At 71.3% G+C, this 15,159-nt stretch carries 10 protein-coding genes; 7 read left to right on the top strand and 3 right to left on the bottom strand.

Going from position 1 to position 15,159, the window contains the following annotated elements; genetic code table 11:
* Positions 1 to 256: 256 nt before the first annotated feature.
* The 4 genes from QM641_RS05480 to QM641_RS05465 all read left to right on the top strand — a co-directional run bounded on the left by QM641_RS05480 (position 257) and on the right by QM641_RS05465 (position 8,243).
* The gene (locus QM641_RS05480) at positions 257 to 3,166 is read left to right on the top strand and encodes a carboxypeptidase regulatory-like domain-containing protein (protein ID WP_415114254.1); all 2,910 of its coding nucleotides are present in this window, start codon (positions 257 to 259) and stop codon (positions 3,164 to 3,166) included.
* Between the two features lie 110 nt (positions 3,167 to 3,276).
* Positions 3,277 to 5,151 carry an O-antigen ligase family protein gene (locus QM641_RS05475; protein WP_415114252.1) on the top strand — a complete coding sequence of 625 codons (1,875 nt, stop codon included), beginning with the start codon at positions 3,277 to 3,279 and terminating at the stop codon, positions 5,149 to 5,151.
* Positions 5,152 to 5,495: 344 nt separating this feature from the next.
* Positions 5,496 to 6,524: a non-homologous end-joining DNA ligase gene (gene ligD / locus QM641_RS05470; protein WP_415114250.1), complete on the top strand. Its 1,029-nt coding sequence runs from the start codon at positions 5,496 to 5,498 to the stop codon at positions 6,522 to 6,524.
* Positions 6,525 to 6,548: 24 nt separating this feature from the next.
* Positions 6,549 to 8,243, top strand: a complete 1,695-nt coding sequence (locus tag QM641_RS05465; protein ID WP_415114247.1) for a glycoside hydrolase family 13 protein — start codon at positions 6,549 to 6,551, stop codon at positions 8,241 to 8,243.
* 41 nt (positions 8,244 to 8,284) lie between these two features.
* On the opposite strand, the gene QM641_RS05460 is transcribed toward QM641_RS05465, so the two are convergent.
* On the bottom strand, positions 8,285 to 9,331 hold the full coding sequence (locus QM641_RS05460) for an ATP-dependent DNA ligase (protein WP_415114245.1): 1,047 nt from the start codon (positions 9,329 to 9,331) through the stop codon (positions 8,285 to 8,287).
* 96 nt (positions 9,332 to 9,427) lie between these two features.
* Between QM641_RS05460 and argE the strand changes: the two genes are divergently transcribed.
* Entirely contained in the window at positions 9,428 to 10,603 is a 1,176-nt protein-coding gene (gene argE / locus QM641_RS05455) for an acetylornithine deacetylase (RefSeq protein WP_415114243.1), read from the top strand.
* Positions 10,604 to 10,727: 124 nt separating this feature from the next.
* Here argE and QM641_RS05450 read toward each other — a convergent pair whose 3' ends face one another.
* The gene (locus QM641_RS05450; protein WP_415114241.1) at positions 10,728 to 11,948 is read right to left on the bottom strand and encodes an acyl-CoA dehydrogenase family protein; all 1,221 of its coding nucleotides are present in this window, start codon (positions 11,946 to 11,948) and stop codon (positions 10,728 to 10,730) included.
* A gap of 231 nt (positions 11,949 to 12,179) precedes the next feature.
* The gene (locus QM641_RS05445) at positions 12,180 to 12,845 is read right to left on the bottom strand and encodes a TetR/AcrR family transcriptional regulator (RefSeq protein WP_415114239.1); all 666 of its coding nucleotides are present in this window, start codon (positions 12,843 to 12,845) and stop codon (positions 12,180 to 12,182) included.
* 160 nt (positions 12,846 to 13,005) lie between these two features.
* On the opposite strand from QM641_RS05445, the gene sucC reads away from it, so the two are divergent.
* Together sucC and sucD are read left to right on the top strand one after the other, a co-directional pair.
* A complete protein-coding gene (gene sucC, locus QM641_RS05440) occupies positions 13,006 to 14,169 on the top strand; it encodes an ADP-forming succinate--CoA ligase subunit beta (RefSeq protein ID WP_415114237.1) in 1,164 nt (387 codons plus the stop codon).
* Between the two features lie 22 nt (positions 14,170 to 14,191).
* Positions 14,192 to 15,094, top strand: a complete 903-nt coding sequence (gene sucD, locus QM641_RS05435; RefSeq protein ID WP_415114235.1) for a succinate--CoA ligase subunit alpha — start codon at positions 14,192 to 14,194, stop codon at positions 15,092 to 15,094.
* Positions 15,095 to 15,159 lie beyond the last annotated feature (65 nt).

The following is a 15,159-nucleotide window of genomic DNA, read 5'->3' as shown; positions in this document are numbered from 1 at the left end:
CATGCATGCATGCGCATCGGGCAACCGATGGACAACCTTAACCAACAGATTGAATGCTAGAAAGCTGAACTAGCGCTATGAGTCAGTGGTGCACTATACATGAGCAGGTATACATCTATCCGGGGCAGGGGGATGTGTGATCGTTCCTGCCTCCGTACGGGGAAGCAGGAACATGGGAGTTCAGTCCAGGGGCTGGCGATGGACGCGTGCGGTTGCCGCGGTCGTCGCCACATTTGCGCTGGTGGGGTCGGGTGCTGTGGCAGCATCGGCCGCGCCGGTTGAAGAATCGACGGCGACCGCATCGATCTCGGGGGTGGTGACGGATGCCGCTACGGGCACCGGCATCGCAGACGCCAGCGTCGTCGTGCTGACAGCCGACGGAGCCGAGGCCGCCGCGACATCGTCGGGATCGACCGGCGGCTACACCGTCTCGGGTCTCGAACCCGGCGACTACCGCGTCTCGATCAGCGCCGCACCGGCCTACGAGCCGACGTTCTGGCCCGCCGCGACGTCGCTCGACGGAGCCGAGGCGGTCACGCTGGCCAGCGGTGAGGCGCGCACCGGTGTCGACGTGACTCTCATCGCCGTGGTTGTAGATGAGCCTGTCGTCGCGGACGAGCCCGTTGTTGCGGACGAGTCTGAAGTGGTCGTGTCGGCAGAGGACGCGCAGTCGCAGGCGGCGGATGCCCCTGCGGACGAGGCGCCGGCCGTCGGCTCTCTCGCCGTCACACCGCTCGCCGACGCCACCGGTTCGATCAGCGGTCGTGTGACACGCGAGGACACCGGTGCGCCGGTGGAGGGCGTCTATGTGAGTGCGGTCGGAAGCCTCTCGGCGGGCTCTGCAACGACCGCCGCCGATGGCACGTACCTGATCGAGGGACTCGCAGCGAGCGACTACAAGATCTCGTTCCATTCGTGGACGTCTGGGTTCATTGGGGAGTACTGGGACGACCAGGTCGACTGGAGCACCGCGACACCGGTCGAGCTGGCGTCGGGCGAGAATCGGACCGGCATCGACGCGTCGCTCGTAGAAGGTGTGCATATCAACGGGTACGTCACCGCTGCGAGCCCCATCGCGAGCACCATCGAGTACCCCTGGGGTGGCATCGAGCCGATCGAGGCTGCGGCCTACCGATGGAGCGGGTCGGCATGGACCATGGCGACCAGAATCACGGCCTGGGGCGACTACACGTTCCTTGCCGCGTTGCTACCTGCTGGCACGTACACGGTCGGGTTCGAGTATCCGGGGCACTGCACGCAGTACTGGGACGGCGAGCTGTCGCTCGACGCCGCGGACTCGTTCGAGCTCGCGTCCGGTGAGACGCAGAGCGGGATCGATGCCTTCTTGACCGCCGAGTGCGCCATACCGTCCGTGGTCCCGGGGACGCCGTCCATCTCAGGCACGACGCAGGTCGGGCAGACGCTCACGGCGACGCCGGGCACCTGGTCTCCGGATCCGGTCGAGCTCACGTACGAGTGGCTCGCGGACGGCACGCCGATCGAGGGCGAGACGGGCTCCACACTCACCCTGACGGCGGCGCAGGAGGGTGCGAACATCTCGGTGCGCGTCACCGGCTCGCGACCCGGATACACGAGCGCGACGGCGACAAGCGCTCCGGTCGGCCCCGTGACGGCAGCGCCGCTGCCGCCGGTGACACCCGGAACGCCGACGATCAGCGGCTCGACCGTCTCGGGCAGCACGCTCACGGCGGCGCCCGGCAGCTGGACCCCCGGCGATGTGACGCTCGCTTACCAGTGGAACGCCGACGGCGTTCCCGTGGTCGCGGCCACGGGTTCGACGTTCGTCACCGGCGACGCCGAGGTCGGCAAGAGCATCACCGTGACGGTCACCGGCTCCAAGAGCGGCTACACACCGGCATCCGCCACGAGCGCTCCGATCGGCCCGATCACCGCGGCGCCGCTCCTCGACCTCACGGTGGGCACGCCGTCGATCGACGGCACGCCGACCGTGGGCGAGACGCTGACCGCGGCGCCCGGCACATGGGGCCCTGCACCAGTCACGCTCGCCTATCAGTGGCTGCTCGACGGCGCTCCGCTTGCGGGCGCCACCGAGGCGACGCTGACGCTGGGAGCCGATGCCGCGGGCAAGACCGTCACGGTCACCGTGCGCGGCACGAAGTCGGGCTACAGTCCGGCATCGGCCACGTCCGCACCCGTCGGCCCCGTGGCGCTGGCCACGCTGACCACTGAGGTGCCGGTGATCTCCGGCACGCCGCGGGTCGGCGAGCCGCTCACGGTCGACGCCGGCGAGTGGGGTCCGGCTCCGGTCGAGCTGTCGTACCAGTGGTCGGTCGGCGGCACGCCCGTCGACGGTGCGACCGGTGAGACGTTCACGCCGGGTGCCGCACACGTCGGCCAGACGGTCACGGTCGCCGTCACCGGCACGAAGCCTGGCTACACTCCGGCGACCGAGGTCAGTGCGCCGACAGTGCCGGTGGCTCCCGGCATCCTCGCCGTGAGCGACCCCAAGGTCACCGGAACGCTGGGTGTCGGCCGCGAGGTCGTCGTCGATGCGAGCGAGTGGGGCCCGGCTCCGGTCGAGCTCTCGTATCAGTGGCTGGCGGACGGCGAGCCCATCGAGGGTGCGACCGGCGACCGGTTCACCCCCGACGCGACCCTGGTCGGCGCGGAACTCAGTGTCACGGTCTCGGCGACCAAACCGGGCTACGAGTCGGCCGAGCGCACGGTCGTGGTCGGTACGGTGCCGCCCTCGGTCACGGTGTCTACGCCTCGTGCGCAGCGCGGTGAGGAGATCGTCGTCACCGGTGAGCACTTCATCCCCGGCGAGGATGTGCTGCTCCAGCTGCACTCCGACCCGATCGACCTGACCACGGTGGTGGCAGACGATGAGGGTGCGTTCACCGTGACGGTCACCGTTCCCGCCGCTGCAGAGCTGGGTCAGCACGACGTCGTCGCGACAGGGCTGACGTCCGGGCTCGTCGGCAGTGCCCCGCTCGAGGTCTACGAGGACGCACTGGTTTCGGGTGGTACGGGTTCGACCGGCAGCAGCTCGACCGCGGCAGGCTCCACGGCTGGTGGTCTTGCGCGCACCGGTGGCGAGCTGTCGACGCTGGTGCTCTCGCTGGGTCTCATGATGGTCGCGGCGGGCCTCGTGCTCGCGCGGCGTCGGCGGGTGCTCGGCTGACGCCGTCACGCAAGCGTCGGGCGGGGCGGACGGCACACGCTGTCCGCCCCGCTCCGGCGCGTGCGGGTCAGCGCGGTTCCGGCGTCAAGCCCTACGGCGCGCAGCGTGGGGTGTCGGACTCCACCGCGCCCGGAAAGCTGCGCCGTCTCGACGTCGCTGCGCTGTGGCTGCTGTGCCTGGCCCCGATCGCGGTGCTGCCGGGGCTGAACGACCGGTGGGGATGGCCCACCCTCCTGTGCGTGGTCATCGCGGCACTTCTTGCGGTGTGGGGCCGTCCGAACGGGCGCCTCCCGCTCTGGCTCGTCGCCGCGATCGCCGCGGTCTCCCTCGTGCTCTGCGTCGCTGCGCTCGGTGGGCCGGCCCCGCTCAGTCAGCTGTTCGGGCGCGCCCCGCGTTACGAGGGGCTCGTCACCCTGCCGGTGCTCGTGGTGGCCGGTTGGCTGGGCGCGCGTCTGCTCGGGCCCGCCGCGCCCACGAGCGGGTATCGGCATGCCGCGAACGCGATGTCGGTGGCATCCGTCTTGCTCGGCGGCGTCGCCGTCCTGGAAAGCTTCGGACTCCGACCGCTGGAGAGCGACCTGGCGCGTCCCGGGTCGCTCGCGGGCAACGCCACCGATCAGGGCATCTTGGGTGCGATCTTCGTCGGCGTGCTCGGCTCGGTGGTGCTCGGAACCTGGAGACGCACGGGATCGGTGCCGCTGTGGCCGATCGCGGGCGCGATCGCGGGCGTCGTCTCGGTCGCCACCTCGGCGTCGCGCGCGGGCCTGCTCGCTGTCGCGATAGTCGTCATCGCCCTCGTCGTGCGCCTGATCCTCTCGTCGCGCCGCCGCGGCCGCGATGCGCTTGTCGCGGCCGGTGTGGTGGCCATCGTGGCCGCGACGGCGCTCGCCGTGCCGCTCACACGTGACCGGCTGTTCGGGCCCGGCGGCTTCGCGCAGCAGACGATCGCGGATCGCTTCTACATGTGGGACGACGCGTGGGGGCTCCTGCTGACGCGGCCGTGGCTCGGCGTCGGCCCGAGCGGCTTCGCCGACGCGATCACGCCCCGCTTTGGTGACGAGTGGTTCACCCGCGCCGAGGTCGGCGCAGTGCTCGACTCGCCGCACAACATCCTCATCCAGGCGGGACTGGCCGGCGGGTGCGTCGGGCTCGTCATCGCGCTCGGGCTCGCCGGTGCCGTCGTGGCTATCGGCGTGCGGCGCTGCCGTGAGGCATCCGGTCCACGACGTGACCTTCTCATCGGGGCGCTCATTGCTGTTCCCGCGGCTGGCGCCGCCTTGCTGACACATCTGACTTCGGCTACGACACTCACGCCCTTGGCGATGCTCGTCGGGCTGCTCGTCGCCTCGGCGCCGCGTTCGGGCTCCCGTGTCTGGCGGATGACGGCGACGGCGGTGGGGGCATTGTGGCTGGCGTTCCTCCTCGCGTGCACGGTCGCGGATGCCGCCCTGCTCGATGCGCGCCGTGCCGTCATGAGCGGCGACCTCGATCGGGCACTCGCGTCGTTCGACACCGCGCAGTCGCTGCGCCCCTGGGATGCCGACGTCGCTCTGCTCGCCACCCAGTCGCTCGGTGCCGCCGTCGAGAACGGCCTCGCCGGCGCCGCGGATCCCGCCGAGGAGTGGGCCGAGCGGACGCTCGAGTGGCTGCCGTTATCGGCCCAGGCGCAGTATGCGGCCGGCGTTGTCGCACTCGACCGCGCCGACTACGCCCTCGCGCGTGACCGGCTCGGCGAGGCTGCGCGGCTCTCGCCGGCCGACCCTCGCATCCACCACACGCTCGGGGTGGCATCGCTTCTTGACGGCGACCCCGCGTCCGCGCGCGTGAGCCTCGAGCGTGCTCTCGAACTCTCACCCGACTCGGCGGTCACGTGGACGGCACTCCGCGACGCGTGCGAGCGGCTCGGCGATCAGGCGTGCGCGGCGGATGCCGAGGCGCAGCGTGCGCGGCTCGCCCCCGAGGACACACCGAACGGCGACGAGTAGGGAGGCACCAGCTCGCAGTGCTCCCCTCGGGCTTGCCGAACCCTGCACTCAGGCGTCAGGGGCGGTCGGACCGGTGAGGGCGCCAGTCCCCTGCAATGGCGCCACAGATATGTAGCGCCATCACAGGAAGTTGGCGCCCACGGCATCCGAGACCCTCGAAAGCACGGTCGTGGCGGTACGGCCGAGCAGGAAGGTGTCGCCAACAGCACACCTCAGGCGCGGCGGGAGGAGCCCGCGGGACCACCTCAGGCGCGGCGGGAGGAGAGCCAACAGGACCACCACAGGCGCGGCGGGAGGAGCCCACAGCACACCACGTGTCGGCGGGGTCGCGTAGGGTCGGTCGCATGGCGTCGGAGCGCATCACGGTGACGGTCCCCGGTCCGGACGGCGACCGCGAGGTGGGCCTGTCCAGCCCGAACCGGGTGATCTGGCCCGAGCCGGGCATCACCAAGCACGAGCTCGCAGAGTACGTCGTCGCGGTCGCCGACCCCTTCCTGTCCGCGAACGGCCACCGCCCGGTGTCGCTGGAGCGGTTCCCCGACACCGTCGACGGCGAGAGGTTCTTCTCCAAGAACCCGCCGCGCGGCGCGCCCGGCTACGTCGGACAGGTCATGTGCACGTACAACAGCGGGCGGCGGCATCCGCAGGTCGTGCTCGACGAGCCCGCCGCGATCGTGTGGGCGGTCCAGATGAACACCGTCGTGTTCCACCCGTGGGCCTCGCTCGCCGCCGACGTCGACAACCCGGTCGAGCTGCGCATCGACCTCGACCCCCAGCCGGGCACGGATTTCGCGGATGCCGCAGCCGTGGCTCCCGCGCTGCGCGAGGTGCTCGCGGAGGCGGGCCTGACCGCGTTCCTGAAGACGAGCGGCAACCGCGGCATCCACGTGTTCTGCCCCATCGAGCCGACCCACGAGTTCCTCGACGTGCGGCACGCCGTGATCGCCGCGGGGCGGGAGCTGGAGCGCCGGCTGCCCGACCGCGTCACGATGAACTGGTGGAAGGAGGAGCGCGGGGAGCGCATCTTCGTCGACTTCAACCAGGCCAACCGCGATCGCACGATGGCGGGCGCGTACAGTCCGCGCGCCCTTCCCGCAGCGACCGTGGCCACGCCGATCACGTGGGACGAGCTGGCGGCGGGCGTCGATCCGGCCGCGTTCACGGTGCGCACGGTGCCCGAGCGGCTGGCATCCGTCGGCGACCCGTGGGCCGGGATCCAGGACGCACCGGGACGCATCGACACGCTCCTGGAATGGTGGCGGCGCGACCTCGACGCGGGGCTCGGAGAGCTGCCGTTCCCGCCCGAGTTCCCCAAGATGCCCGGCGAGCCGCCGCGCGTGCAGCCGAGCAGGGCGCGAAAGATCGGAGACTGAGCCGGCCTCTGCGAGGATGATCGGATGCACGCCCCCCAGAGCCCGTGGTGGACCTCCGCCGTCGTCTACCAGATCTACCCGCGGAGCTTCGCGGACTCGAACGGCGACGGCGTCGGGGACCTCCGCGGCATCATCGACCGGCTGGACCACCTCGAGGACCTCGGTGTGGACGTGGTGTGGCTCTCGCCCGTCTACCGCTCCCCGCAGGCGGACTTCGGCTACGACATCAGCGACTACCGCGACATCGACCCACTGTTCGGCAAGCTCGCCGACCTCGACGAGCTCATCGCCGCGCTGCACGCACGGGGCATGCGGCTGGTCATGGACCTCGTGGTCAACCACACCTCCGACGAGCACCCGTGGTTCCAGGCCGCGCGCTCGTCGCGCGACGACCCGAAGCGCGACTGGTACGTGTGGCGCGATCCGCGCGACGGCGGCGAGCCGAACAATTGGGGCTCGTTCTTCGGCGGATCCGTGTGGGAATGGGACGAGGCATCCGGTCAGTACTACCTGCACCTGTTCGACGTGAAGCAGCCCGACCTGAACTGGGAGAACCCCGCGGTGCGCGCCGCCGTGCACGAGCTGATGCGATGGTGGCTCGACCGCGGCGTGGACGGGTTCCGGATGGACGTGATCAACTTCATCTCCAAGGCAGAAGGGCTGCCGGACGCGCCGAATCCGACCGGGGCGAGCGTCGTGAACGCGTTCCAGCTGTTCGCCGACGGCCCGCACGTGCACGAGTACCTCGCCGAGATGACCCGCGAGGTCTTCTCCGGGCGCGACGGCTCCTTCCTCACCGTGGGGGAGATGCCCGGCGTGACCGCCGAGCAGGCCCGGCTGTACACCGGCGCCGACCGTGGCGAGCTGGACATGGTCTTCCAGTTCGAGCACGTGCAGCTCGATCAGAGCCGGTACAACAAGTTCGACTACCTGGGGCTCGATCGGCTCGCCCTCAAGGAGACGCTGTTCCGCTGGCAGCGCGAGCTGGCCGACGTCGGCTGGAACAGCCTGTACTGGAACAACCACGACCAGCCGCGCGCGGTATCGCGCTTCGGCGACGACGACCCCGAGTGGTGGCAGCGGTCGGCCACGGCGCTGGCCACCGTACTGCACGGGATGCGCGGGACCCCCTACGTCTACCAGGGCGAAGAGCTCGGCATGACCAACTACCCGTTCCGTCGCGGCGAGGAGCATCGCGATCCGGAGGCGGTGCGCTACTACGCGAGCGTGCTCGAGCGGGGGCTGGATCGGGATGCCGCTCTGACCGGGCTCGCGAAGATCAGCCGTGACAACGCCCGCACGCCGATGCAGTGGGATGCCGGTCGGCATGCCGGCTTCACCACCGGCGACCCGTGGCTGCCGGTCAACCCCAACCATGTGTGGCTCAACGCCGCCGCGCAGGTCGGCGACCCCGCCTCGGTGTTCGCGCACTACCGCGCGCTGATCCGCCTGCGGCACGAGCGGAGAGTCTTCGCCGACGGCGACTTCCGGCCGCTGTTCGAGGACGACCCGGACATCTGGGCGTACGTGCGTGAGGATGCCGACGAGTCGATGCTCGTGGTGGCCGTCCTCGGCCGTGAGCCTCGCTGCGTGACGGTGGGGGAGGAGTGGGTGGGGGCGCAGCTGCTGCTGGCCAACGACGCCGCACCGGCCGTCCTCGACGCCGCCGAGCTGGAGCTCGACGGCTGGAGCGCGCGCATGTACCTGCGCCGCCGCTGACGGCGGAGGTGCCGGCCTGGCGGGCGGCGCGCCGCCCGCTGCTACGCCAGCACGTCGGCGAGGTCGTAGGCGGCCACGGTCTCCAGCTGCTCGTACGTGCATGAGCGCGGATCGCGGTCGGGCCGCCAACGCTCGAACTGCACCGTGTGGCGGAAGCGCCGGCCCTCGAGCTGGTCGTAGCGCACCTCGAGCACGCGCTCGGGACGCAGCGCGACGAACGACGAGTCGGCGCGCGCGGACTGGAAGCGGGACCTCTCGCCCTCCCCGCGCAGCGCCTCGCCCTCGGCGTCGCGCTCGACGAGCGGCTCGAGCTCGTCGACGAGCTCGAGCCGGCGCCGGTTGCTCCAGGCGGCGACGCCGCCGACGCTGTGCAGCGTGCCGTCCCGGCCGTACAGGCCGACCAGGAGCGATCCGAGGCCCGTGCCGGACTTGTGGATGCGATAGCCGAGCGCGACCACGTCGGCGGTGCGGGCGTGCTTGACCTTGAACATCGTGCGCCTGCCCGGCGCGTACGGCTCGTCGAGGGGCTTGGCCACGACGCCGTCGAGGCCGGCGCCCTCGAACTCGGCGAGCCAGCGCCGGGCGAGCTCGGCGTCGGTCGTCGTGCGGGTGAGCGAGATCGGATGCGGCATCCCGCCGACCAGGTCCTCCAGCTCCGCCCGGCGCACCCGGAACGGCTCGGGCTGCAGGTCGCGTCCGCCGCGGGCGAGCAGGTCGAAGGCGATGAACATCGCCGGCGTCTGCTCCGCCAGCAGGGCGACGCGGGAGGCTGCCGGATGGATGCGCTGCGACAGCGACTCCCAGTCGAGCCGTCGGCGGCCGTCGCGCTCGACCGGCACGACGATCTCGCCGTCCAGGAGACACGGCTCGGGGAGCAGGCGCGCGAACGCATCGACGAGCTCGGGGAAGTAGCGCGTGAGCGGCTTCGCGCCTCGGGAGCCGATCTCCACCCTCTCCCCGTCCCACGCCACCAGGGCGCGGAAGCCGTCCCACTTCGGCTCGAACGCGAGCCCTCCGGGCGTGCCGGCCGGGTCCGGCACGCCCGGCACCGACTTCGCGAGCATGGGGGCGGGGATCTCGTACGCCATGCGACCATCCTGCCCCGGGTGCGCGCCGGGGCCCAGAGACGCGGCATCCGTGCGACGATCGGTGGGCACCCACCCGCCCCGATCCGAGGAGGACCCGTGTCGTCCACTCCCGCTGAGGCCACGCTCGAGCACGTCCGCCGGCTGATCGCGTTCGACACGACCAGCCGCGACAGCAACCTTCCGCTCATCGAGCACGCGGCGGCGCTTCTGGCGGGGGTGGGGGTGGATGCCACGCTCGTGCTCGACGAGACCGGCGCCAAGGCGAACCTGTTCGCGACGTTCCCCGCCGCGGACGGTGCGGTCGATGGCGGCATCGTGCTGTCCGGCCACACCGACGTCGTACCGGTGGACGGGCAGGCGTGGTCGAGCGACCCGTTCGCCGCGGAGGTGCGCGACGGCCGGCTGTACGGTCGCGGGGCGTGCGACATGAAGTCGTTCGTCGGCGTGGTGCTCTCCCGGCTCCCGGCGATCGCGGCGATGCCGCTGGCCGAGCCCCTCCACCTCGCGCTCTCGTACGACGAGGAGGTCGGCTGCTTCGGCGCCGCCGACCTCGTGCAGGCGATGACGGATGCCGGCATCCGCCCGCGCGGTTGCATCGTCGGCGAGCCCACCGGCATGCGCGTCGTGCGCGGGCACAAGTCGATCACCGTGATCCGCGTCGACGTCCGCGGTGTCGCGGCGCACTCCTCGCTCACCCCCGACGGCGTCAACGCGATCGCGCTCGCCGCCGAGTTCGTGCACTTCGTCGAGGAGGTCGCGGCCGAGTTCCGCCAGAGCGGGCCGTTCGACGACGCCTACGTCGTGCCGTACACGACGGCGACCGTCAACCGCATCGACGGCGGCATCGCGGTGAACACGATCCCCGCGGACTGCACGCTGACCTTCGAGTTCCGCGCGCTCGCCGCGGTGGACCTCGACGCCACGATCGGGCGGTTCCGCGCGCAGGCGCAGCGGATCGCCGCGGCCGCGGCGCAGCGGCATCCCGAGGCCGGGGTGGAGCTCACGGTGCTCGCCTCGGTGCCGGGCGTCGACACGGCCGCGGATGCCTCGATCGTCGCGCAGGCCGCCTCGTGGGGCGGCATCCCGTCAGACGGCAAGGTCACCTACGGCACCGAGGCCGGGCTGTTCGATCGTGCCGGCATCCCCACCGTCGTCTGCGGGCCGGGTGAGATCGCCCAGGCGCACGCGCCCGACGAGTTCATCGAGCTCGACCAGATCGCCGCGTGCGAGAGGTTCATCGACGCGCTCGTGGCGTCGCTGCGGGCGCGCTGACCGGGGCCCGGGTCTTGGTTGGCGCGTATGGTCGCGTTTCGCGCCGGGGGCGGCAGGATGCGCCAAGTGAGCGGCTGGAAGGGGCGGCGCGGCCGTCGGACGAGCACCCAGCTCCGCGCGCGGATCAGACGAACGCGCTCATCCCGGTGATGTCGCGACCGATGAGGAGCGCCTGAATCGACTCCGTGCCCTCGTACGTGTGGATCGCCTCGATGTCGGCGAGGTGCTGCATGACGCCGTGCTCCAGCAGGATGCCGTTGCCGCCGAGCAGGTCGCGGGCCGTCGAGGCGATCCGCCGCGCCGCGCGTGTGTTGTGGTATTTCGCGAGCGAGGCCTGGGTCGGGCGAAGCCCGCCGGCCGTCTCCAGGTCGGCGAGGTGTCGGCAGTACAGCTGCATGCCGGTCAGCTCCTCGAGCATCTGCGCGAGCCGCTCCTGCACCATCTGGAACTTCGCGAGCGGCCGGCCGAACTGGGTGCGCTGCTGCGCGTACTGCAGCGCCGCCTCGTAACAGGCGGTCGCGTGCCCGAGGGCCGACCACGCGACGCCGGAGCGGGTGGCGTAGAGCACGGTCGAGGCATCCTTGAAGGTGTGCGATCCGGGCAGGACGGCATCCGCCGGCAGGCGCACGTCGTCGAGGGCGATGTGGGCCTGGTGGATGCCGCGGAGCGATCCCTTGCCGGCGATGACGGTGCCCGTGTAGCCCGGGGCGGACTGCTCGACGAGGAAGCAGCGGACCTGGCCGTGGTCCGGGGCGGAGGCGTCGTCGACGCGCGCCCACACGAGCGTGATGCCGCCGGACGCGCCGTTCCCGATCCACTTCTTGGCCCCGCGCAGCACCCACTCGTCGCCCCCGCGCCGGGCGACGGTCTCCAGCGACACGGAGTCGGAGCCGTGGTCGGGCTCGGTGAGGGCGAAGGCCGCCAGGACCTCTGCGCGCGCGACCGGGACGAGCCAGCGCGCCTGCTGCGCGGCACTGCCGTACAGCGCGAGGGTGCGCAGCGCCAGCCCGCCCTGCACGGCCACGACCGTGCCGAGCGAGCCATCGCCGCGCGAGATCTCCATCGTCACCAGGCCCGCGGCCAGCGGCGAGAACGACGTGACGGCGGGATGCTGCACGCCGTCGACCAGCAGGTCGAGCTCGCCCAGTCGGCGAACCAGGTCGAGGGGGTACTCCGCCGCGTCCCACGCGGCATGCATGCGACCCCCAACCTCGTCGACGAACGACTGCGCGCGTCGCCATACCGCGAGGTCGTCTCCGGCCACATCGGCGAAGACGGCGTAGTAGTCCGTGCCCAGGCGCGCGGAGACGTCGTAGCGGGGGACGGCATCGCCGGGAAGAGTCATGCCGACAGGGTAACTGTTGACACTGAATTCCGCAGCTTATGAGACTTGATGTCAGATTCTGGCGCAGAGGGGGCGTCGCGGCAGAGGTCAGGGCGCGTCCGTGTCCCGCTTACAGGGCGAATCCGCACGCAGACCCCGCTTACAGGGCGAAACAGCCGTTTCGCCCTGTAAGCGGGACGACTTCGGGCTGAGACCGGGGCCGTAGGCCTGAGACCGGGACCGCCCGCGGGCTCAATCGAGCTGGTTGCGGAGGCGGCGGGCGACCTCGGCGGCCGGCATGCGGCGTGGGAAGACCGCGATCACCACGTCGTCGTCGGATGCGGGCGCCCCGTCGGCGTGCACGCCGAACCGCCGCAGCACGTCGTCGTAGGCGGAGGCCAGCACCGAGACCGGAACCCGCTTGCCCCCGCGCAGCAGGCGCCGCAGCACGTGGTTGTGCACCGCGGTCACCGTCGCGGCGAAGGCCACCGCGTCGAGCGGGTCGATGCCCGGCAGCGCGCCGCGCAGATACTCGTCGAAGAGCCGCTCGTAGCGCGAGGCGGCGATGATCTCGCGGTCGCGCAGCGACGGCACGCGCCGGACCACCGCGTAGCGGCGACGCGCGAGGTCCGGGTCGGCGGCGAAATGGCGGAAGACGCGCACGGATGCCGCGCACACCGCCTGCCACGGATCGTCGTGCGGCTCGGCGAGGAACCCGCGCAGCTCGTCGAGCAGCAGCTCGTGGTCGGCGAAGACGACGTCGTCCTTGCCGCCGAACTGCCGGAAGAACGTCGAGCGTGACACTCCGGCTGCCTGCGCGATCTGATCCACCGACGTCGCCTCGAACCCCTGCGCGTCGAACAGGTCGAGGGCCGCTGCGACGACGGCGTTACGGGACGAACCGGCGGTCTCACTCATCTCGGGTCGAGCCTAGCCGTGGTGCCGAGACGGCGGGCGGCGCCCGCGAAGCGCGAGCGGCGTCGGTAGTAGGCTGGTGACTCGGTCGACATCGTCGACACCCCCGATGAATCCGGCGCCGACGGCGGCGCTCTCGCTCGCACCCAGCGAAGGACGGCACGTGGACCTTTACGAGTACCAGGCACGAGACCTCTTCGAGAAGTACGAGGTGCCGGTGCTCGCCGGCCTCGTCGCGGACACCCCCGAGGAGGCGAAGGCCGCGGCCGAGCAGCTCGGTGGCGTGGTCGTCGTCAAGGCCCAGGTCAAGACCGGCGGCCGGGGCAAGGCCGGCGGCGTCAAGGTCGCGAAGAACCCCGACGAGGCGTACGAGGCGGCGAAGGCGATCCTCGGGCTCGACATCAAGGGCCACGTCGTCAAGCGGGTCATGGTCGCCGCGGGCGCCCGCATCGCCCGCGAGTTCTACTTCTCGGTGCTGCTGGACCGCGCGAACCGCTCATACCTGTCGCTGTGCTCGGTCGAGGGCGGCATGGAGATCGAGCAGCTCGCGGTCGAGAAGCCCGAGGCGCTCGCCCGCGTCGAGGTCGACCCGCTCACCGGCATCGACGCCGCGAAGGCGCTCGAGATCGCTCAGGCCGCGGGCTTCGACGACGAGCTCGCGCCCAAGGTCGCCGACGTGTTCGTGACGCTCTTCCAGGTCTACCGGGGGGAGGATGCCACGCTCGTCGAGGTCAACCCGCTCGTGCAGACCGAGGAGGGAGAGGTCATCGCCCTCGACGGCAAGGTGTCGCTCGACGACAACGCGCAGTTCCGCCACCCCGGACACGCGCTGCTGGAGGACAAGGGCGCGACCGACCCGCTCGAGGCCAAGGCGAAGGCCCACGACCTCAACTACGTCAAGCTCGACGGCGAGGTCGGGGTCATCGGCAACGGTGCCGGGCTCGTGATGTCCACGCTCGACGTCGTCGCCTACGCCGGCGAGAACCACGGCGGCGTCAAGCCGGCGAACTTCCTCGACATCGGCGGCGGGGCGTCGGCCGAGGTCATGGCCGCGGGACTGGACGTGATCCTCGGTGACCCGCAGGTCAAGAGCGTGTTCGTCAACGTGTTCGGCGGCATCACGGCGTGCGACGCCGTCGCCACGGGCATCGTCGGCGCCCTTGCGGAGCTGGGGGCCACGGCATCCAAGCCTCTCGTCGTCCGCCTCGACGGCAACCGCGTCGAAGACGGCCGCCGCATCTTGCAGGAGGCGAACCATCCGCTCGTGACGCTCGCCGAGACCATGGACGAGGGCGCCGACAAGGCCGCCGAGCTCGCGAACGCCTGAACCCGGACAAGGAACCACAGACATGTCGATCTTCCTCAACAAGGACTCCAAGGTCATCGTCCAGGGCATCACCGGCGGCGAGGGCACCAAGCACACCGCGCTCATGCTGAAGGCGGGCACCCAGATCGTCGGCGGCGTCAACGCGCGCAAGGCGGGCACGACCGTGCTGCACCGCGACCTCGACGGCGCGGAGGTCGAGCTGCCCGTGTTCGGGTCGGTCGCGGAGGCGATGGCCTCCACCGGCGCGGACGTGTCGATCGCGTTCGTCCCGGCGGCTTTCACGAAGGATGCCATGGTCGAGGCCATCGACGCGGAGATCCCGCTCCTGGTCGTGATCACCGAGGGCGTGCCGGTGGGCGACACCGCCGAGGCGTGGGCGTACGCGACCGCGAAGGGCAATAAGACCCGCATCATCGGCCCGAACTGCCCGGGCATCATCACGCCGGGCGAGGCGCTGGTGGGCATCACGCCCGCCAACATCACCGGTACCGGCCCGATCGGCCTGGTGTCGAAGTCGGGGACGCTCACGTATCAGATGATGTTCGAGCTGCGCGACCTCGGCTTCTCGACCGCGATCGGCATCGGCGGCGACCCGGTCATCGGCACGACGCACATCGACGCGCTCGCCGCGTTCGAGGCCGACCCCGACACGAAGGCGATCGTGATGATCGGCGAGATCGGCGGGGATGCCGAGGAGCGCGCGGCCGAGTACATCAAGGCGAACGTCACCAAGCCCGTCGTCGGTTACGTGGCCGGCTTCACCGCGCCCGAGGGCAAGACGATGGGTCATGCCGGCGCGATCGTGTCCGGTTCGGCGGGCACCGCGCAGGCCAAGAAGGAGGCGCTGGAGGCCGCCGGGGTGCGCGTGGGCAAGACGCCGTCGGCCGCCGCCGCGCTCATGCGCGAGATCATCGAGTCCCTGTAGCGCGGCCCGCGCGCGTCGCCGCGCCCCCGTCCCCGCGCTGCCGCGCTGCCGCGCGCCCGCGTCCC

The organism is Microbacterium sp. (genome assembly GCF_047605725.1).
In the GTDB taxonomy this organism is placed as follows: domain Bacteria; phylum Actinomycetota; class Actinomycetes; order Actinomycetales; family Microbacteriaceae; genus Microbacterium.
This window is presented reverse-complemented; position numbering and strand designations above follow the sequence as displayed.

Coding starts and splice junctions, on each gene's coding strand:
- ligD (WP_415114250.1), top strand. CDS start 5,496: ATGGCGTCGGAGCGCATCACGGTGACGGTCCCCGGTCCGGACGGCGAC.
- QM641_RS05465 (WP_415114247.1), top strand. CDS start 6,549: ATGCACGCCCCCCAGAGCCCGTGGTGGACCTCCGCCGTCGTCTACCAG.
- QM641_RS05460 (WP_415114245.1), bottom strand. CDS start 9,331: ATGGCGTACGAGATCCCCGCCCCCATGCTCGCGAAGTCGGTGCCGGGC.
- QM641_RS05450 (WP_415114241.1), bottom strand. CDS start 11,948: ATGACTCTTCCCGGCGATGCCGTCCCCCGCTACGACGTCTCCGCGCGC.
- QM641_RS05445 (WP_415114239.1), bottom strand. CDS start 12,845: ATGAGTGAGACCGCCGGTTCGTCCCGTAACGCCGTCGTCGCAGCGGCC.
- sucD (WP_415114235.1), top strand. CDS start 14,192: ATGTCGATCTTCCTCAACAAGGACTCCAAGGTCATCGTCCAGGGCATC.